This is a genomic window from Sphingobacterium sp. UBA7249 (genome assembly GCF_002472835.1).
Lineage (GTDB): Bacteria > Bacteroidota > Bacteroidia > Sphingobacteriales > Sphingobacteriaceae > Sphingobacterium > Sphingobacterium prati.
Window position 1 is genome coordinate 66,208 of sequence record NZ_DKST01000026.1, and the last position, 20,778, is coordinate 86,985.

Here is a 20,778-nt window from a genome sequence, read left to right on the forward strand (position 1 = left end):
TATGAGTAAGATTCGTGTTGGCCTTATAGGCTTTGGTATTTCAGGACAGGTTTTTCATGCTCCTGTTATGCGTTCGATCGCGGCACTGGAACTTGTTAAAGTTACTGCGCGCAAGGCTGAGCAACAGATGCTATTGAAAGAGCGCTTTCCGCAAGCGGAAATTGCACTGTCTGCTGATGAAATTTTTGCTGATAAAACCATCGAGCTGGTCGTGATTGCTACTTCAAATGATATGCATTATCCAATGGCAAAACGTGCTTTGGAGGCTGGAAAGCATGTCGTTGTCGAAAAACCGTTTACAAATACGATAGAACAGGCAGATGAGTTAATTGCGCTCGCCAAAGAAAAAAATTTGGTACTTGCGCCCTATCATAATCTGAGATTTACTTCGGATTATCGAACGGTAGAGAAAATTATAAAAGGTGGACGATTAGGACGGATCGTAAATCTGGAATCAAGATTTGACCGTTTTCGGAATTATTTGAGACCCAATGCATGGCGTGAAGAGAATTTGCCCGGATCAGGTATATTTTACGATTTAGGGCCGCATCTTATCGACCAGGCTTTGCAATTATTTGGAAAACCAAATGCTGTATTTGCAGATCTTGCGATACAACGGGACCACGCAAAGACCATTGATAATTTTGACTGTATTTTGTACTACGATAATTTGAGAGTTTCACTCAAAGGATCAATGCTTGCGAAAGAACCGACTCCACGATATCGCCTCTTTGGTATGAACGGAAATTTTGTAAAAAATGGTGTTGATCCCCAAGAAGCATTATTGCGGGATGGTAAGTTCCCTGATGAAGACCCCAATTGGGGAGAAGAGGAGTCAAGTATTTATGGTAAACTGAATATTATTGAAAATGGTAAGGATGTGGAGGAAATTATTGTGTCAGAAAAAGGCTCTTATCCCGAGTTTTATCAAAATGTTGCCGATACTATTTTAGGGAAGACTACCTTAATAGCTTCACCGGAGCAGGCTCGAGATGTAATTCGGATTATCGAACTTGGTTACCAGAGTCAATCGGAACGACGGGTCATTTCAACGGAAGATCAATTAATTGCTTATTAATATAAAACTGTGAATACATACGATGCAATTATCATTGGTGGTGGTGCCTGTGGTTTAATGTGTGCAGCACAAGCTGGACTGCTGGGAAAGAAAACATTACTATTGGAGCGCAATGAAAAGGTTGGCGCCAAGATCTTGATTTCAGGTGGCGGAAGATGCAACTACACAAATACAGGAACAACGACCGCTAATTTTATCTCTGAGAACCCGGATTTTTTGCACGGCATATTTAAGCAGTGGACCGTCGAAGATACCATTGATTTTTTTGAAGCATATGGTATCCAAGGGCAGGAAAAAACCTTGGGACAATTGTTTCCAGAGACCAATAAAGCTAAGGATATTGTAGCCATATTTTCAAAAATTCTTTATGAAACTGAACAGGATATAGCGCTCAACACGCTCGTGAAATCGGTGGAAAAAAATGCTGACGGATTTACAGTTCATGTAGAAAATCCGAGAGGAGAGTATCAGTATAACGCTAAAAAGCTGGTGATTGCTTCAGGGGGGCTTCCAGTTCAGAAATTGGGGGCATCTGATTTTGGATTACGTATTGCAAAACAGTTTGGTCTGGAAGTTGTAGGCACTGCCCCTGCTTTGGTGCCTTTGACAATTACAGGAAAAGATGCAGATTGGTATAGTTCTTTGTCCGGAAATTCGGTGTTTTCCAAGGTATCTGTTGCTGGAATGTCTTTTGAAGAGAACATGCTGTTTACGCATTGGGGATTAAGTGGCCCAGCAATTCTTCAGATATCAAGTTATTGGCGGCCGGGGCATGAGATTAGCATTGATCTGTTGCCTAATTTTGATTTGGATAATCTTATTAAACAAGAGCGCCAAAGCGGAGGGAAAAGACTTGTTTCACAGTTGCTAAACGATTATTTTAGTAGAAAATTGGTTGATGCACTTGGGAAATACTTGGTATTGGATACCAAAATTGCGTCTCTAAGTAAAGCTGATGCTAAATTGATCGTTGACACTATTCATCGCTTTAAGGTAAAGCCTGCAGGTGATAAAGGTTATGATAAGGCGGAGGTCATGCGTGGTGGGGTGTCGACGGCGGAGCTTCATAACAAGACTTTAATGTCAAAAAAAATTGAAGGTCTTTATTTTGGTGGAGAGACCGTCGATATTACGGGATGGCTTGGTGGCTATAATTTCCAATGGGCTTGGGCAAGTGGTTATGCAATTGCCCAAGATATCTAGTTAATTTATTGAGAATTTACACAGGCAGCCCATACTGGATCATTCACAGATGCAACGACGATACTGCCTCGGTACCATTTAATGGGGCAGCGGTTTCGTCCTGAGATTTTTCAGTATATAATTGTGAGGCAGCGACCAAGCGCTGTTTTATTCTGCTCTGTAGATTTCTGGGTGATAGTACTTTAATGGATTCACCGAAACCCAAGATTTCCCTTTCCAACTCAAAATTAAGCACAACATCAATACGGATTAAGATTGAGCCATCTTCTTTTTTATCTAAAATTTGTTGGGAAGAGTGTATTGGTTTAGTTTCTACATAAGGTGCGTTTTTTGCGTTTATCGCTAGAATAACGCGTTGACCACGATCTTTTTGTGATTTTGTGACGCCGATTGTATCTGAAAAATAACGTTCAAAATCTATTCCTGTATATTCTTTGTATGAATTTTTGCCCATTTCTTCAATCGTATCAATTCGATCCAATGCCAATGTCATCAAACCTTCGCTTTTTTTATGGTGTCCAATAAGAAACCATCGATTACGATATTCTTTTAAGAGATAAGGTGAGAAGACCAGATCCTGTTTTTGTATTGCCTTAAAAGATTGGTAGCTGATGAGAAGTGGTGTTTTTTCCCGAATAGCTTGGTGGAGGAGGCCAATAAATGATAAGCCCTTCAAAAGGTTGTTACTCTCCATTTGGATAATGGAAGGCTGATTATCCTTTTTAGCGTGGATACTATCCTCAAGGCGTGCGATAATATCACTCATTTCGTCGAAGCTTGAAAAGCCAGTAACATGTTTTAAAACTTCAACAGCTTCCTTCATTTTTTGCATATCTCCGACAGAAATAGGAGAGTTGCTTATACTATAGTCTGGGTCTTGGTAGGTATAAAATTTACGATGGGTGACAATAATAGGCGCATTATACCCTAGCTTGTTGCTTCGCATCAATTGTATGTCACCTTGAATAGTCCGTTTGCTTATACCGTTTTTGATTCCTTCAAATTCATAAAGTGCATCAGAAACCTTTTCCATTAGGTCTTCTAAAGTCCATTTACGGTGTCTTAGACGCAGACAGTTGTCTATTGTTTTGTAACGGATAAGCGCGAGTTTATTTAATGCCATATTTTTGCCGATGGAAGTTTAGATGAAAATACAAACTTTATGTTATCTACGCAAAGGGACTGCGTAATTTTTAACTGTCTTCAACGCATGAAAGGAGCATCATTGAATTTTTAAGGAAATTCGCTGTTTATCCAAGTAAAATAGCTACTTTTGCGCAGAAGCAAACTGGTTCTATCGCTGCTCTTTCGGGAGGAGAGGAAAGTCCGGGCAACATAGAGCGACACGCTTCCTAACGGGAAGGATGCTATGAAAATAGCAGACAGAAAGTGCCACAGAAAATATACCGCTTTTCGGAGTAAGGGTGAAAACGTAAGGTAAGAGCTTACGGTCTTGTATGGTAACATATATTACGGTAAACCTCGTGTGTTGAAAGACCAAATAGGTTACGAAATCTGAAGGCTGCTCGTCTTCTTTCAATTTATTGGAATTCGTAATGGGTAGGTTGATTGAGTTTGTCAGTGATGGCAAATCTAGATAAATGATAGAAATTCCACTTCGGTGGTCTACAGAACCCGGCTTACAAGGTTTGCTTCTTTTTCGCTAATTGCTAAAAAAACCTTATATTGATTTCCGTAATTGAAAATAGCATAATGCTGAATTTATGAGTACAATTTTAATCATTGACGATGAACGCGCCATTAGAAGTTCGCTTCGTGATATCTTAGAATATGAAGATTATACGATTTTGGATGTTGACAATGGTCGTGATGGATTAGATATTCTAAAAAAAGAAAAGATCAACTTGGTTCTATGTGATATCAAGATGAATAATATGGATGGGATGGAAGTGCTCTCCGAAGCGCATCAGGCTAGTCCAGACATTCCCTTTATTATGATCTCTGGTCATGGCACGATTGAGACAGCAGTTGAGGCGGCAAAAAAAGGAGCTTTCGATTTTTTAGAAAAACCATTGGATCTAAACCGATTGCTTATTACGGTTCGAAATGCATTGGATAAAAGTTCGCTTGTAACTGAGACGAAAGTATTAAAACGTAAAGTCAGTAGTTCAAAGACAAAAGATATATTGGGTGAGTCAGGAGCAATTAAGCGGATCAAAGAGACCATAGATCGTGTTGCTCCAACGGAAGCCAGAGTATTGATTACAGGAGCAAATGGTTCGGGTAAGGAGCTTGTAGCTCGTTGGTTGCATGAAAAATCCAATCGTTCACAGGGACCATTGGTTGAGGTAAACTGTGCTGCGATTCCTTCGGAATTAATTGAATCAGAGTTGTTTGGGCATGAAAAAGGGTCCTTTACTTCGGCAATTAAACAACGTATAGGTAAATTTGAGCAGGCCAACGGCGGAACGTTGTTTTTGGACGAGATAGGCGATATGAGCCTTTCTGCCCAAGCCAAAGTATTGCGTGCGTTACAAGAACATAAAATCACCAGAGTGGGAGGAGATAAGGAAATTGATGTTAACGTACGTGTCGTGGCCGCAACTAACAAAGATTTGTTAAAAGAAATAGAAGATGGGAATTTTAGAATGGACTTGTATCATCGTCTTTCGGTGATTTTAATCCATGTGCCGGCGCTAATAGATCGCGTTGATGATATACCATTGCTTTCGACAAATTTTTGTGAAGAAATATGCATGGAATATGGTATTCCTGTTAAGGAAATCACCACTGCCGCAATGAAAGAGTTAAGTCATCTTCCTTGGACAGGAAATATCCGTGAATTGCGTAATATGATTGAGCGTTTAATTATTTTGAGTGATAAATCTATTACTGATAAAGATGTTGTTGCATTCGCCAATCCTTCACGTGAACCTGTGGGTGGAGTTGCCTATGAGAGAGGGACTGCAAATTATGGGTTAGATATGGATTCATTCGACTCGTTCCAAGATTATAAAGATCATGCAGAAAAAGAATTTATAAAATATAAATTGGAAAAGAATAATTGGAATGTTTCCAAGACTGCTGATGACCTCGATATACAGCGTAGTCATCTCTATAGTAAAATTGAGAAATTTGGTCTCAAAAGAGATTAACATAAATATAATAAGGGCTTNNAAGCCCTTATTATATTTATGTATCCTTTACAGATAAAATAAATGCCTAATTTATAAACCCTAATCAGGGAAGCTAGCTTACTGAATGATCTAGCTGTCGAACAGGTAATAGATTGTTGTAAAGATTCTTCTATTGCACGATTGCTTTCACATTTGCTACAGAAATTTCAGTATAATTTCTGATATAAGCATCACTGACAGGAAGCTCTTCTTTTTTATGTGTTGATAAGACAGCGACAACTTTCATTCCTGCATTCTTTGCCGCTGTAATACCTGAAAAAGAATCTTCAAATACAATGCATTGTTCAATCGGTATACCCAGATTTTCCGCTGATTTCAAATAAACTTCGGGATGTGGTTTATGTAATTTTACATCTTCGCTGCTTAATGTTGATGAGAAAAGATCTCGTATCTTTAACTCATCCAAAATCAGATCCATATTTTCCTTGGGTGCTGATGTAGCTACCGCAAGTTTAAAGCCTTTGTCATTTAAGTCTTTCAAAAATTCTATTAAGCCTTTAATAGGGGCGACATGTTCTTTGTAGATCACCCTAAAAAGCTGCTCTTTTTCAAATTCAAGCGTACGTAATTCTTCAGGAGATATTGGACGTTTAAAAAAATGTTGCATGATATAGCTATTGTGTTTGCCATACATATGCTGTTCAAATTCTTCTTCAGTAGCCTGCTGTACGTTATGGTTTTTAAAAAAAGCCCTGAAAGCTTCTGCATGAAAGGGATTTGTGTGGCTTATAACCCCATCCATGTCAAAAATTGCCGCGTATTCTGTCATGTGGCTAATATACAATAATTGCTTTATTTTGATTGTTAGGCAAATTCATATTCTGGTAAATATTTTAGGATAGGATTACAATATGCCTAGATTATAGCGTCCTTTATCGGAACTACTTACCTCTTTATGAAAGAGGAAGAAGTCTTCGTAGTTACTTGCGGGATAATTTCCTTCGAATAATTCTAATTTTCGATAAGTAACTAATTTTTTTTCTTTTATCTCCGATTTAAATTCATATTTACCAAATGGTTTTTCGATAATCTTTCGTTCAGGCGTTATATTTTTTACGATGTTATCTGGTAGCGCAATGCTAATGCTGTCAATATCTATAAAGCCACGTTCTATAAAGATATCTTCCGTACGATTTTTATTCTCCGAAATACTGGATTGTGTATTGAAAATATTAGGTTGAATCAACATTTTATTGCCGTTTTTCACTGCGTAGTGTTTAATAAAAATTGTTAGATCCTCTTCGACGAATGGTTTCGTTTCTTTGTGTTCAGTGTATTTTACCTGGTCGAAATTGATGTTATCGATATTATAATATTCGGCCAATAGTTTAGTTTTCTCATTGTTGTTTGCTAAAAGTACCTCCATATGGTTTTCATATTGCGTGCCATAGAACTTTGTGTTTAAAACGCCTTTTATACTGCCGTCTTCAGCGAGTGTCAGATCGGCGTTGCGAAGTTGGAGATTGGTTGAATTGCTATATTTTGGTGTATGCATAATCACCCCTCCATTTTCTGTACAGGCAATGACATCCCTATCATCCGTAAAATTACTAAGGAATCCAAAAGGAAGGTTCTGACTGGTGCATTCCAGCCAAGTAGTGTCGTTTTTGAAAGGCACGCATAAGATTGCATGATTGCCATCCTGTACATTTGCAAATGTTTTGTGAAAGTTCTCCTTGCGCTTACCGGCCTCAACCATACAATAGTAAGAAGGTATATCTACAGCGGATAACATACTTCTCATATAATTCACCAGGGCCTTACAATCACCATAACCTAAACGGTCAACCTCAGACGCTGGAAAAGGTTCAAGTCCACCTATTCCGATCTGAATACTGATGTATCTTGTATTTTTTTGAAGGTAATCGTATAAGATTTTTGCTTTTTCCTGATCTGACGAAGCGTTCTTTGTAAGTGATATAAATTTCTGTTTTGAGGCTATGGTAAGATCTTGCTTTTTGTCTAGTAATTTAGTTGTAAACCAGTCTCCATATTCTTTCCAGTCACTGAAGTTGCCTTCCTTTCCATAATAAAGAAAGTTTTTGGGGACAATTAATACACTTGTTCGCTTCAGATTGGAGTTTGGACTATAAGATTCCTCTTTTTTAGCAGGAATATGTTCTACATTCCAGATTTTACTTACAGATTTATCAGTTTTCTCCTCCTTAATATTGCCTTTATAATTTCTTGACTCCATCCGGAACTCAACATCAATCGGCCTTATAAATTGGTAGCTGCTTTTTTCAATGGATACATTGTTTGAAACTTCAGGGGTCCAAGAAGGGATGATTAAGTTCTGTTTATGTTTTACTTCGTATTGATATTCGATCGTATAGGGGTAGCTGTGATAATCTGGAACATAGAGTTTCATCCTCGAGTCAGCAAACATGGTGCTGTTGTCGACTGCACTAAGATCTTTAAAATCTTTACTCGCTATCTTTTTTTGTAATATTCCCAATTCATTATAAATAGCACCTTTAATGCTCTTGATTTCATTCGATTTATTATAATGTATTGGCAGTGCTGCATAGTAATCGCCATTTTTGTTATAGACGGTAATCACCCGAGTGACAATCTCCATAACTTGTTCAGGAGATTTTACTTCTACCACAGTATTATCATTCCTGATCGTGGCTACGGCCCGGCTTTTTAACGCACTTGGAATATTGGCAATATCGTAGTTTTCTTGTCCGATTGCCACTATTGGAAAGAGGAAATAGATTAAATTGGCAATTAATGTTTTCATTTTTTTGTGGTTAATCTAATATCTAATTTTTGTTGTTGTATAATACGTGAATAAAGCTCCTTTAAGGAGAAATACTCATCTACAGTAAATATAGCTTTGTTAAAGCTTAGGCTTCCCAGCACTTCTAATTTATTGCCATTCATCTGTGTCAGATATTTATATCTCGCAGCGGACTCAGGTAGGGTTAGTGATACATTTTGTGGTTTATCATTTACTTCGTATTGTTCTGGGATTTCCAATTGGATATTGTATTGAATCTTTGATTTAAATCCCATATCTACTGGATAAGTGCGGTCTTGAATTTTGAACGGGTTGTAAGATATGCGATCGATAATATTTGGAGCGAGTGACAATATACTGTTTCCGTTCTGTTTATTAACTTCTAATATAACATCAAATTCTTCGTTCAATACCTGATCGAGTTGTTCAAGATGTTCAATTTTGGCGTTAGTAAAGCTAATATTAGGCATTTCTTCATCCAGTTTTTCCCAATATTCTTCGAGCGAGTTAAATTTGGCAATATGCTGCCTTTTTAGTAGCCCTTTATTCCCCTGACTTCTGATGGTTAGTGTCCCTTCAATTTGGCCTTGATCATTCAACGCTCCAGTTAATGTATAATATTGTTCGGATATCTCCTCGGAAGTTAACGGAAACCAATCTGAACTTTTTTTGGAATATATAATTCTGCCGCGTTCATTGAGGCATTGTAGTGGCAATGAGCCAAATGGAAGATAGATATTCGATGCATCCAATTTGTATTTTATACCTTCGATGTCCACGCAGGCGATTACATAATCAAAATCGGACAATACGGGGAATAAAGAATTAGGATTGCCGTTTCGTCTTGTGGATAAGATAATTGGATAAGCATCTAAATCTGCAGCTTGTAAAGCAGTGACCAGAGATAAGTTAATATCACCGATATTGCCCGTTCTTTTTTCCAAAGCTTTTTCGACCCCACTTTCTGCATATTTTCCCAGATAGTTATTCCATTTTATCTGCTTCTTGATATAGTCATAGATTTTATTTGCCTTTACCAATTTAGTATCATTTGGACTTAGAAGTGTCGAAAGAGTGGTTTTGAAGAGTTCGGTCTTTTTTAACTGTCCGCCAAAGGTCTTTTCATTCATTAATTCTGTGTCGACATCTTTCCATGTTTTACTAAATGTTTTTTTGACTCCGGTACTAGGATAGAATATAGATTCGAGCTCGTAATATATTGCGGACTTGAAATTTTTTGGGGAAGTCATAAAGTCCTCCTCCACAAAAGCCGGAATATTGGCCATAGCATAGGTGATCTTTGAACAATCCATTCTCATTCCGTCCAGAAAGATATATTCTTTTAAAACTTCCCCTTTCTGGTCGGCGAGCTTATAGGGACCCCGTAATACAACATTGTATGTAAAAGAAGCTGGTATGATGGCAATATATTGACTTTGTAACTTGGGAATATCGTCCTGAAATTCCCAGGTCTTAAAATTAAATAGATCCTGTTCGAGTGTTCGATAGGAAACTTCTATGATGGAGCCTTCCTTAATATTAGGTAGAGTAAATTTATTAAGCTCCAGATAAGCTGAGTGATTTTCTGTATATACTTTCTTTTTCTCAAGTGCCGTTTGTTTCACCTCTCCGTTTTCCAAATTGTAGGTAACGGCTTTCAGTTCGTCTAGGTGATCACGGATATAGCTCCCTCTTTTATATGATGGGACTTCGAAATTAGCTTTTTTAAATCCCTCTTTATTATTTACACGAATAAGCACATGGTATTCATGCATTAGTTTTATCCGATGGTCGTAATCATCGACGAAAACTGAGCTCTGCCCAAATTCTTTGAGGACAATAGCATTTGCATTACTATCCAATGGGGTGGTCGAGAAATCTGAAATAGAAATTCTGCCAAATTCGAAATTTTGTCCAAAAATATTCGAACAAGAACAAAATATTAAAAATAGTGTTAAAAAATGGCGCATAACTTAGGCGTAATTTGTTTACGAATATAAGTTTTTGGCCAAAATTAAACGATACCTCTAAAAATATTATTTATCTATTTGTAGTAGATTATTAATGACTTCAGTAATATTATCGATATCTTCACCATCTTCCAACATCGAAAATGCAAGATATGTTGCATAAATCTCTGGGCTAAATTTAACGTGTTTGTCAGAAATAAACTTATCAATCTGCTGCTCATTACATTCAAAATTGATGCTTTGCAACTCATTGAATAAGTTAGTTGAGATTGTTTGATGGTTTTCTCCACAGGCAAATCCTGCTATAACATGAAATAGAAATTTATCGGTAATTTCGTCGTCCTCCTTTTTGAACATCGCACGAATATGCTTATAATCGAATTTAGTTTTTGCACTATTGACTATAGTGTCCCAAATCTGATACTCTGCTTTTGTCTCCATAGCTCACTTTTAAATTTATATTGGTATAAGCAATATACTAAAAATAATTTTATTTTGGGCAAGGATGAGCGCAAGATTTCTTTGAAAGCGGTACAAAATCTAATTTATTTTTGCTACATTTTGAGGTAAATTAAGACACTAAAAGGTTGAAAACCATTTCTCCCAATAAACATCCCAATAAAACACCAAAAAGAATGGATAGACTTATTTTAAGCCATACAGGGCTCGTTGTTAATGCTAATTTCATGGCGCAAAAATGGGTTAAAAATATCCTTTAAGAAAGAATTTTAGTTTCGAAAAAACCTATTGTAGTCATATAACGACATATGTGTTAGGCTTTGTGGTATGATAATTGAAAATTAATATTTGGATTCGATTTTTTTAGTAATTTAAGTCGGAAAATGATTTTTTTGAAATAGCCTGATTTATAATTATGATGACACGAATAGTATTGACAGTATTTCTATTTACAATAGCAAAGATAGGATTGGGACAGCAGCTGAATATTGATAAGATAAGAAAAGATTATGCTGAGGCAGTAAAGGACGAGGATCTTTGTGAACGTAATTTTGATATACTTGATGAAGGGGCAAAATCTACCACAGAAAAGGTTTATCGTGCGGCTTATGAGATATTAATGGCTAAACACATGGGCAATCCATTTAAGAAAATTAGCCAGTTTAAAGAAGGTAAAAAGCATTTGGAGGAAATGATCAAAAATAATCCCAATCATATTGAAGCAAGGTTTATTCGATGGAGCGTACAGGTTCACGCACCATCTTTTTTGGGTTATAAAGAAAATATCATAGAAGACAAAAATTTCCTTGTCAAAAATCTCCATAAATTGCCCAATGAAGAAGCGAAATCGATTATTTACAATTATCTGAAAGGGGCAAATCCTTATTTGAAAGGGGGACAAGTTTTCACGATAGCTGAATTAAAGGAACTCGCGCAATAGACGTTAAAGGATGTTAATTCGATAAGATGTTTTTTTTTTGGCTGAAATATTGCTTTACGATAGTTTAAAGAATTAATTCAACATCTACAAAATTTAGAATGCTATGAAGAATATAGTTTTTCCGATGTCCATACTGACCGCGAGTTTACTTTTTACGGGATGTGGTGTCAGCAAAAAAAAATATGTTGGTTTGCAGACGGATTATAAAAATTTGCAAACACAATATCAGGATAGTCAACTTCAATTGACTGAAAGTCGGTCAAGGATTAAGAGTTTGGAAGACCAATTAGCTTCAGAACGACAAAATAATGCTGATCTTAAAGCGGCTTATGCTGCCTTACAAGGTTCCCTAGATAAGAGTATCAATCAAAATTCACAAGGAAATGTCAATATTTCCAAATTGGTTGATGAAATCAACGCTTCAAATAAATACATTAAACATCTTGTTGAGACAAAGAACAAATCAGACTCGTTAAATTTGGTATTAACAAACAATTTGACAAGATCACTTAGTCGTGAAGAATTGCAAGAGGTTGATGTTCAAGTGTTAAAAGGTGTTGTGTATATTTCCCTTGCAGATAATATGTTGTATAAGTCGGGTAGTTATGAAATCAGTGATCGAGCCGATATGACCTTAAGTAAAATAGCGAAGATCATTCAAGACTATAGAGATTATGAAGTGTTAATAGAGGGGAATACAGATACAGATCCAATTTCAAAACCAAATATTCGGAACAATTGGGATTTAAGTACATTGAGAGCATCTTCGGTTGTCCAGGCTTTGCAGACAAAATATGGAGTGGATCCTAAGCGATTGACAGCAGGTGGTAGAGGAGAATATAACCCTATTGCTGATAATACAACTGCTCTTGGAAAACAACGCAACCGTAGAACACAGATTATTATTACACCGAAGTTGGATCAGTTTATGGAATTGATCGATAAAGCCCCAGAGCCAACTGAGGTAACGCAAGAACAATAATTAAATTAATACAGCTATTTGTGGAGAAATCCAGTGTATTGTTCAATAAAAAATCCTTTCCAAAAGCCTTGGAAAGGATTTTTTTTATTATCCAAAAAACTTACTTGGATCAAAACCATGCTCTTTCAGTACATCGTCTGGAACACCGTTCCAGACACCGGGTTTATTACCCGCATATCCGATGTCTTTGATGCCAATCTCGCTCGTATAAAATCCCGAAGAAGTAAGGTTGCGCATTAATGAAAAAAACGCGGCCCCTTGTTGCATTTCTGGTTTCGCCAATTCAGGATAAGCAATTTCATCCACTAATGCAAGTTGATCTTTTACATCGCATTTTATAAATACATTACCGTATCGTCTTTTAGACTGAAGGTCCAGCCAACGTAGTCCACCACGCATGGGGATTTTATTGTCAGGCAGATCTTTGACAATAAATTCTATAAAATCGGGAACTCCTGCTTCCGAGGCGCTACCAGATTTACCGTCTTTTGGAATAATGATATCGGCTAAAACAGTAATTGTTGCCATTTCATGTTCGTCAAAAAACTTTTCTGCATTTAATTGCGCTGTCCGTTCATATTCAAAATCCTGGACACCAGGTAATTTTTCGCCATTAGCTGTCGCTGTTGTATTTTGGGCGTCTTTGGAATTACAAGCTGCGGTTAAAAGACCTGATCCAGCAGCAATAAAGCCTAATGCTTTTAAAGATTCTCTTCTATTCATGTTTTAACCATTTAATTTTTTCTTTTCTTGTAGTATATATTCTGCTGTACGCATTGACAAAGCTAGAATTGTCCATGTAAGGTTTTTGTCACCTTGTTGTACAAATGGTCCGGCATCTACCACATAGAGATTTTTACAGTCATGGGCTTGTCCCCACTTGTTCAATACCGAAGTTTTCGGATCGTTCCCCATTCTGGTCGTACCACCTTCGTGAATAATTTTTCCTGGAGCTTCTAAGCCATATAAGGTATCAGCACCTGGGATTTTAGATGTGATGACAGCTCCCATTTCGTGCATAATGGATTGAAATGTTTCTTGCATGTGCTTGGCTTGAGCTATTTCTTCATTAGCCCATTTATAATTGAAGCGCAGTGTTGGAATTCCAAATTTATCAACCTGACTAGGGTCAATTTCACAGTAATTGTCCTTTCTTGCCAATGCTGTACCACGACCGGCCATGCCAACATTTGCCCCATAGTAGCTACGGAAATCTTCTTTAAGTGTTGCACCATAACCACCTTTTGCTTTGATTTTTCCATCGGCATTTTTTCCGGCATCATTTACTTTTGGTACCCAGTTTAGGAAACCGTAGGACGGCATATGTAAACCGCCGCCGTATTCAATATGGTAACCTCGTGGGAAAGCCAGTTTTGAGTTATCTTCCCACCATGGTGAATAGATATGGACACTTCCGACGCCGTCTTCGTTATATCTTTTGCGATCGAGTAATTGTGGTAAATAGCCTGACAGGCTGGCACCAGTTGAGTCATGTAGGTATCTTCCTACTAGGCCGCTACTATTACCAACACCACCTGGATGTGCTTTAGATTTTGAGTTCAGCATAATTCGGGCACTTTCGCAGGCGCTGGCGCCAAGAATAATAGTCTTGCCCTTCACGGTATATTCTTGTAAATCTTTCGTGTCAACATAGGAAACACCAGTCGCCAATCCTTCATCGTTGGTCAACACTTCCCGTACCATTGCATTGTCGATCACCTTTAAATTACCCGTTTTCATTGCTGGGATTACCAGGCAAGACGACGATGAGAAATCCCCGTATACTTTACATGCACGGCCACATTGCCCACAATAGAAACAAGTACCTCTGTCTTTGATATCTTTGGAGACCTCAGTCAGCACAGCACCACGTCCGGGAATAACAGGTACGCCAGCTTTCTTCGCGCCTTTTGCGATGTATAATTCGTTAAGACGGGGTTTGGGCGGTTTCATAAAAATACCATCGGGTTCGTTATGTATACCCTCCGCTGTGCCATAGATGCCTATCATACGGTCTACCCGGTCATAAAACGGTTTCACTTCATCATAAGTGATCGGCCATTCATCCGTGACCCCATCTTTAGGTTTGAAGTCATCAGGTCCCATGCGCAAAGATATGCGCCCCCAGTGATTTGTTCTACCACCCAGCATTCTCGCTCTAAACCATTCGAATTCGGTGCCATTGACTTTACTGTAAGGCTCGCCCTCAAGTTGCCAGCCACCAAAGGCGGCATCGAAATCGCCAAAAGGTCGTGTGGTACCTGCTCCTCTTCGGGGGGACTCCCATGGCCAACGTAACTGTAACGAATCTTTTGCCGGATCATAAAATGGACCAGCCTCTAGCATTAATACCTTGAGACCTGCATGCGCCAGGATATATCCGGCCATACCTCCACCAGCACCAGAGCCAACTACGATCGCGTCAAACAATTCGGGGTTCTCTTTAATTTGATAATTTGACATAATTAAATTGAGTAACTAATTGAATAGCCTGTGAGATACAATTTCCTCGGAAACTTTTATATCTATGGGATGGTTCAATTAATTGATGGTTATTGTTTCATGTTTAAAATCATCGTGAATATATTGATAAAATTTTATTTTTTTTCAATTTAATTTATCGTTTTAGCATGTTTCTAAATAAAGAATATGAGATTGTTACAAAACACTGTACTATCAATTTAAATATAGCGAGGTTGATAAAGGTACACGCGGGGCGAATGTGCCGATATTGCTGCTGTATGAAATATCGGCTGTTGTTTTATTTTACTCAATTTTTTAAGCTTATTGCGCTATCTATTCCGATCTCCTGCTGAAATATTTCATCGTGTGAAATGACAATTAGTGTGCCTTTGTAGTCCCGGATGGCACGGCTAAGGATGCGAATATTCTGTATATCTAAATTATTGGTAGGTTCATCTAATACAATCAAATCCGGAGCTTGTTGCTTAATCGTTAGACAACAAAGAATCAGGCGCATTTTCTCGCCACCACTCAGGAGCTTACAAGATTTGTCCCAGTCATTTTTCCCAAATAGAAAACGGTTAAGTCTGATTTTTACGTCGTGTTCCGCTAACGATGCACTATTATAATTTTGAGCCTGTTCGTAAACGCTCAACTTCTGGTCGATAAGTGAATACTCTTGGTCAAGATAGATGAAGCTAAAGTTATGTCTTTCAATTTGACCTTGTGTAGGAGTTAGCTTGCCTAAGAGCAATTCGATTAATGTGGTTTTGCCAGAGCCATTGTTGCCCTTTAAAATAATTCGGTTTCCACTGATTATCTGTAAGTCTATATTTTCCTTCCAGAGTTCAATTGAATTGTATTTAAAATTGATGTTGGTAGCTTTGATGAGGCTTTTTCCAAGCGGGAAAATACTGTTTCCTAAATCAATTTTGATTTCATCCAATGCTGCTTTCGTATTTCTGAGTTCTTGGAGACTGGACTGAATATCTCCAATTTTTTCTTGGTGCACACTCTTGATTTTTGCGGTGCTTTTTTCCGCATTGCTCCGTAGCGTGTTCATCATGATTCGGGCCACACCCGCTTTCTCCTGTTTTTTTTGACCGCGATTGTTTAATCTATTTTGCCTTTCAATGGTTTCTCTCTCTTTTTCTTTCGCGATTTTGGCTGCTTTTTCTTGCTGGTGTATGTCTTGTTCTAACGCATTGCGTTCTATTTCTTTTTGCGATTCGTAAAAGGCATAGTTTCCTCCGTATCGCTTTATACCATTTGCGGTCATTTCTAAAGTATCTTCCAGGAGATTGAGTAGCATCCGATCATGGCTGACGACCACAATGGTTTGCTTTGAAGATTGTATCCAACGATAAAGCAATTTTTTGCTAGCCATGTCTAAATGATTGCTGGGTTCGTCCAAGAGTATATATTCAGATGCGTGAATTTGAATCCCGGCGAGCAGCACTTTAGTCTTTTGTCCGCCGCTGAGATCAGACATTTTCTGGGTTAAATGAATTTGTGGTAAATTCCAGTAGCCAAAAGCCTCTTGACAGCGCTCTTCCAGCGTCCAGTCATCTTGAAGATTATTGAAATTTTCTTCTGAAGCGTCGCCTTCTAAAATCGCATATAATGCTTCTAGTTTATTGTCAATGCCCAAAGCTTGAGCGACGGTAAACTCATCATACTGTCCTGTAACTTGCGGGACGTATAAAGGGCGGGTGTCGCTGTGCAAGCTGCCTGTAGTAGGGAATAGATCACCGGCGATCATGCGCAATAATGTAGATTTGCCAACACCATTGTTGCCAATTAATGCTATTTTCTCGTGGACATTGATTGTAAGACTTATATTTTCAAATAATAAATCTTTATTCGGATGTATATAAGATATCTGTTGTAATGAAATCATGGTAAATTCTTTAAATGTTAAAACAGACCGGCTCGGCAAGTTATTTACCGACGGTATTGATTACGTTATAAAGAATTTTAATCTTACATACAGTTTATTTGTGTTGTGGTAGGACAAATATACGCGTTTATTTTTGATCTCAAAAAACTTTTTGAACTATAGCAATTTCCTTATACTGGATACCAAGATGTACGGCCTTGCACTAATTTTTGAGGATATTATTGCTATTTGCATTGAACAAATCGTAATTTTGAAAAAAAAATAGTGAATAAAATACTTCTTATAGATGACGAAGAGAAACTTCGTAAATTACTTGCTAAGATCATCACTTTGGAGGGATTCGAGGTAATCGAGGCCTCCGATATAAAATCTGGCTTGAAAAAGCTCGACATTTTCGACATCGATGTTGTATTATGTGATGTTAAGCTGCCTGATGGTAATGGTGTGGAAACGGCAAAACTAATCAAGGAACGTTTTCCTATCGCTGAAATTATCTTATTGACTGCCTATGGGAATATCCCAGATGGAGTTCAGGCGATTAAAAATGGCGCATTTGAATATATTACCAAAGGTGATGATAACAACAGAATAATTCCTTTGCTCTATAAGGCCTGTGAGAAAGTTGCGTTGGCACGACGCGTAAAACAGTTGGAAAAACAGTTAGGTAATAGGCTCTCATTTGATAAGATTATAGGTAGCTCTGTTTCAATTAAATCTGCAATCGCTCTTGCCCAAAAAGTATCCATAACCAATACGACTGTACTTTTAACGGGGGAAACTGGGACCGGGAAAGAGGTTTTTGCACAAGCGATCCATCAAGCTAGTCCGCGGAAGGAGCGGAGTTTTGTTGCAATTAATTGTGCGGCTTTCACAAAAGATCTGCTGGAAAATGAATTGTTTGGACATAAAGCAGGAGCATTTACAGGAGCAACAAAAGATCAACGTGGTCTATTCGAAGAAGCGCATTTGGGAACTATTTTTTTGGATGAGATCGGAGAGATGGCGATTGAACTTCAGGCTAAAATTTTACGTGTATTGGAAACAGGTGAATTCTTAAAGGTCGGTGATTCCAAACCGACGAAAGTGGATGTCCGTATTATTGCTGCTACCAATAGAAATCTTGAAGCTGAAATTGACTCCGAACATTTTAGAAGCGATTTATTTTATAGACTATCCGTCTTTACGATACAATTACCACCTTTGCGCGATCGGGTTCAAGATATTCGATTGTTGGCCCAATATTACGCCGATATTTTTGCAGTAAAATTGAATCTCAAACCCTTGCAAATGACAGCTGAATTTATTGCTGCCCTTGAACGAAATGCTTGGCGTGGAAACATCCGTGAATTAAAAAATGTGATTGAACGCAGTGTCATATTAAGCGAAAATGGAAAGCTTGAGGTTGAAAGTCTTCCTTTTGCAACGAATAGCTCGAAAGCGGACGATATGTTATCCTCCAGTTTTTCCATGGCCAATATAGAACGTCAACACATTCAGCGCGTGCTGCAGCATACGAATGGGAATAAAGCAGAAGCAGCGCGGTTATTGGAGATCGGTGTAGCCACATTGTATCGAAAAATTGAGGAGTATAAAATGCAATGATACGTAACGTAAAACATGTGGACTTACTTAAAGAGTATACCGAAAATACGATAGGGGAAATATTACAGCAAAAAGCGCATAGAAGCAGGAGGATAAGTAAAAACATGGTTTACAATAAATCCTGCGGCATGTTAGCCAGCGGCCACAGGATAGACAAACCGCTAAAGTTTTATTTCATTGTCATCGATAAGTTTGGCATCCCGTGTATTTTTCTGAACGGCTATTGCAGCGAATATACTTAATGAAAAAGACATAGCGTAGAATCCTTTTTCGCTAAGCAGCAATTCTGCATTCCATAGTCCCACAACAAGTAAGACTACGGCAGCAATTGTCGCAAACCAACTTAAACCATAGTATAGTTCGGTTACAGCAAGTCCTTCGGCTTTATCTCTGACACTTTTTTGAACAGAAATAACAGCAAATAAGGCAAACAATAGAATTGTAAAGTAGTATCCCTTTTCATTTAGTGCCATGGTTGCATTCCATAATCCAATGCAATAACCAATAGTTCCTACCAGGAGAGCTGTCCAGGATGCACCAATGAATGCTCCAGTAGGTTTGAAAGGATTTCTTGTGTTTGAATCCTTTTTCGAAATTTTTTCTTCAATCATGTTTTTTAGCGGTTCCATAATTTTAATTTTTTATTGTTGTTTTTGTTGATTCAAATATCTATAGGATTCTACATTATATAAAACCAATTTATTGGAAATACTGATGATATATTTTTATTTGTTAGATTTGATTTTCTGTTAAATTTCGATGATATGGATGCAATTGTAGAACTCATTGGTGTATTGAATAAAGAAGATATAAAGAACTTTAAAACGTTTTTGAAAAAGAAAAATAAACGGAACGATGTCAAAAATATCAGGTTGCTTGAAATTTTGGAAACTGATGATATAAATAGATTAAAAAAACTCTATCAATCTTCGGGAAATAACGATGCTTATCATGCTTTAAGAAAAAGATTACATGATAGTCTCCTATTTTATATTTCAAACAGGACCTTTGAGCGAGACAATAGTGAGGCGCATGAAGCCTTAAGGTTGCTTGTAGTGGGGCGTTTTTTGTTAGAAAATCATCTGATAAAACTTGGGTTTAAATGTCTTCAGCGGGCCGAAAATAAGGCGCTGTTTCTTGAACAATTTAGTTTGCTCAATGAAATCCTCCAAGTCAGGTTGCAATATGCATATTTAGAACCTAGCTTTAATTTGGAATTACTGATCGATCGTTTTAGGGGGAATCAGTATAAGATGCAGCAGGAAGCAAAGTTTCAAATAGCTTATGCGCTTTTGAGGGCAGAATTGCAAGACATCCATTTGAAAGGAAAGATTGTTGATCTGAATAAATTAGTGCTTGATACAATCGGTAAGTATGAAATTTCGTTAGGGGAGTTATTGTCCTTTAAGTCACTTTATCAGATATTATTTATTGCAAATGAATATGCTTCCTTACATCAGAATTATACGTTGGTGCGATCATTCCTGAAAACGAGTGACGAATTTATAACAAAACAAAAGGTAAATTCGGTTCATCACTTGTTTTACTACTTACATATTCTCTATTATCTCGCTAACTTCAATTTGCGGAATCGGTTATTTCACGAAAGTTTAAGGTATCTGGAGCTATTAATTCAAAGCTGTTCTTCAACAAATGTTCTTTATGCTCAGTTTCACTTACGTTGTTATTTGCTAAAGGCATTAAACTACCACTATATGGGCGAGGGAGTGGAAGCCCTTGCTATTTTAAGGTTTGGGATCCAACAGTCAACATCGAAGTCTAATGAAAGTGATCTTGCAGATTTACAATTATGTCTGGTTATGTTTTTGACACAAGTTCAAGATAAGCTTGCATTGACAGAATTGAGGAAAATGATCCGAACGGATGCTTGGTATGAGAAAAAAATGGGCATGCTATGGACAATTCGTAAAGGTTTGTTGGAAATATTGATCTATATTCAGTTTGGGGATATTGAGCTAGCAGTTTCGCGTGTGAAAAGCTTTAAGCGCAGATATAAAAAATATCTGGAAACAGTGCGTGAAGGTCGTGTTGTTAATTTTTTGGCACTGGTCGAAAAGTATTTGCAGAATCCAGTTATTGTTAAGAATAATGCTTTTGTAGCAGATATAGACGCAATGGCTGACAACTCCGAAAATCAGGATTTATTTGTTTTGGGATTCATTGCCTGGTTAAAATCTCTAATCACATCGGAAAGCCCTTACCTAGCGCTATTGCGTTTAGTAAGAAAATTGGAGTCGCTGTAAAGATTCAATGAAT

16 protein-coding genes and 1 other RNA gene are annotated in these 20,778 nt (G+C 37.6%); 8 read left to right on the forward strand and 9 right to left on the reverse strand.

Annotated elements, in window-relative coordinates; genetic code table 11:
• The first annotated feature begins 1 nt into the window (after position 1).
• Both B4A24_RS18460 and B4A24_RS18465 read left to right on the forward strand, forming a co-directional pair.
• On the forward strand, positions 2 to 1,078 hold the full coding sequence (locus tag B4A24_RS18460) for an oxidoreductase (protein WP_293946484.1): 1,077 nt from the start codon (positions 2 to 4) through the stop codon (positions 1,076 to 1,078).
• Between the two features lie 57 nt (positions 1,079 to 1,135).
• Entirely contained in the window at positions 1,136 to 2,281 is a 1,146-nt protein-coding gene (locus tag B4A24_RS18465) for an NAD(P)/FAD-dependent oxidoreductase (RefSeq protein ID WP_409456483.1), read from the forward strand.
• Positions 2,282 to 2,324: 43 nt separating this feature from the next.
• On the opposite strand, the gene B4A24_RS18470 is transcribed toward B4A24_RS18465, so the two are convergent.
• A complete protein-coding gene (locus B4A24_RS18470) occupies positions 2,325 to 3,404 on the reverse strand; it encodes a helix-turn-helix transcriptional regulator (protein ID WP_293946486.1) in 1,080 nt (359 codons plus the stop codon).
• Positions 3,405 to 3,562: 158 nt separating this feature from the next.
• On the opposite strand from B4A24_RS18470, the gene rnpB reads away from it, so the two are divergent.
• Both rnpB and B4A24_RS18480 read left to right on the forward strand, forming a co-directional pair.
• Positions 3,563 to 3,940: RNase P RNA component class A (gene rnpB / locus B4A24_RS18475), an RNA gene on the forward strand.
• A gap of 65 nt (positions 3,941 to 4,005) precedes the next feature.
• Complete coding sequence (locus B4A24_RS18480) at positions 4,006 to 5,397, forward strand: sigma-54-dependent transcriptional regulator (protein ID WP_172395052.1); 1,392 nt, start codon at positions 4,006 to 4,008, stop codon at positions 5,395 to 5,397.
• A 151-nt stretch (positions 5,398 to 5,548) separates the two neighbouring features.
• Here the strand turns inward: B4A24_RS18480 and B4A24_RS18485 are convergent, their stop codons facing one another.
• The 4 genes from B4A24_RS18485 to B4A24_RS18500 form a co-directional block, all read right to left on the reverse strand.
• Positions 5,549 to 6,208 carry an HAD family hydrolase gene (locus tag B4A24_RS18485; RefSeq protein ID WP_293946487.1) on the reverse strand — a complete coding sequence of 220 codons (660 nt, stop codon included), beginning with the start codon at positions 6,206 to 6,208 and terminating at the stop codon, positions 5,549 to 5,551.
• Between the two features lie 75 nt (positions 6,209 to 6,283).
• Positions 6,284 to 8,185 carry a DUF3857 domain-containing protein gene (locus B4A24_RS18490; protein ID WP_293946488.1) on the reverse strand — a complete coding sequence of 634 codons (1,902 nt, stop codon included), beginning with the start codon at positions 8,183 to 8,185 and terminating at the stop codon, positions 6,284 to 6,286.
• The gene (locus B4A24_RS18495; RefSeq protein WP_293946489.1) at positions 8,182 to 10,155 is read right to left on the reverse strand and encodes a hypothetical protein; all 1,974 of its coding nucleotides are present in this window, start codon (positions 10,153 to 10,155) and stop codon (positions 8,182 to 8,184) included. Before B4A24_RS18495 ends, B4A24_RS18490 begins: the two co-directional genes overlap by 4 nt.
• 66 nt (positions 10,156 to 10,221) lie before the next feature.
• Complete coding sequence (locus B4A24_RS18500) at positions 10,222 to 10,596, reverse strand: hypothetical protein (protein WP_172395056.1); 375 nt, start codon at positions 10,594 to 10,596, stop codon at positions 10,222 to 10,224.
• A gap of 433 nt (positions 10,597 to 11,029) precedes the next feature.
• Here B4A24_RS18500 and B4A24_RS18505 point away from each other — a divergent pair, with 433 nt between their 5' ends.
• Positions 11,030 to 11,554 (forward strand): hypothetical protein, encoded by a 525-nt coding sequence (locus B4A24_RS18505; protein ID WP_293946490.1) that lies wholly within the window; start codon positions 11,030 to 11,032, stop codon positions 11,552 to 11,554.
• A 103-nt stretch (positions 11,555 to 11,657) separates the two neighbouring features.
• Entirely contained in the window at positions 11,658 to 12,536 is an 879-nt protein-coding gene (locus B4A24_RS18510; RefSeq protein ID WP_293946491.1) for an OmpA/MotB family protein, read from the forward strand.
• Positions 12,537 to 12,623: 87 nt separating this feature from the next.
• Here the strand turns inward: B4A24_RS18510 and B4A24_RS18515 are convergent, their stop codons facing one another.
• From B4A24_RS18515 to B4A24_RS18525, 3 genes are all read right to left on the reverse strand, one after another.
• Positions 12,624 to 13,259 (reverse strand): gluconate 2-dehydrogenase subunit 3 family protein, encoded by a 636-nt coding sequence (locus B4A24_RS18515; protein WP_293946492.1) that lies wholly within the window; start codon positions 13,257 to 13,259, stop codon positions 12,624 to 12,626.
• Between the two features lie 3 nt (positions 13,260 to 13,262).
• The gene (locus B4A24_RS18520; protein WP_293946493.1) at positions 13,263 to 14,999 is read right to left on the reverse strand and encodes a GMC family oxidoreductase; all 1,737 of its coding nucleotides are present in this window, start codon (positions 14,997 to 14,999) and stop codon (positions 13,263 to 13,265) included.
• A gap of 307 nt (positions 15,000 to 15,306) precedes the next feature.
• Positions 15,307 to 16,899 carry an ABC-F family ATP-binding cassette domain-containing protein gene (locus tag B4A24_RS18525; protein WP_293946494.1) on the reverse strand — a complete coding sequence of 531 codons (1,593 nt, stop codon included), beginning with the start codon at positions 16,897 to 16,899 and terminating at the stop codon, positions 15,307 to 15,309.
• A gap of 261 nt (positions 16,900 to 17,160) precedes the next feature.
• On the opposite strand from B4A24_RS18525, the gene B4A24_RS18530 reads away from it, so the two are divergent.
• Positions 17,161 to 18,501 carry a sigma-54-dependent transcriptional regulator gene (locus B4A24_RS18530; RefSeq protein WP_293946545.1) on the forward strand — a complete coding sequence of 447 codons (1,341 nt, stop codon included), beginning with the start codon at positions 17,161 to 17,163 and terminating at the stop codon, positions 18,499 to 18,501.
• Between the two features lie 161 nt (positions 18,502 to 18,662).
• On the opposite strand, the gene yiaA is transcribed toward B4A24_RS18530, so the two are convergent.
• Positions 18,663 to 19,130: an inner membrane protein YiaA gene (gene yiaA / locus B4A24_RS18535; protein ID WP_293946495.1), complete on the reverse strand. Its 468-nt coding sequence runs from the start codon at positions 19,128 to 19,130 to the stop codon at positions 18,663 to 18,665.
• A 135-nt stretch (positions 19,131 to 19,265) separates the two neighbouring features.
• Between yiaA and B4A24_RS18540 the strand changes: the two genes are divergently transcribed.
• A complete protein-coding gene (locus tag B4A24_RS18540; protein ID WP_293946496.1) occupies positions 19,266 to 20,765 on the forward strand; it encodes a hypothetical protein in 1,500 nt (499 codons plus the stop codon).
• The last annotated feature ends 13 nt before the right edge of the window (positions 20,766 to 20,778 follow it).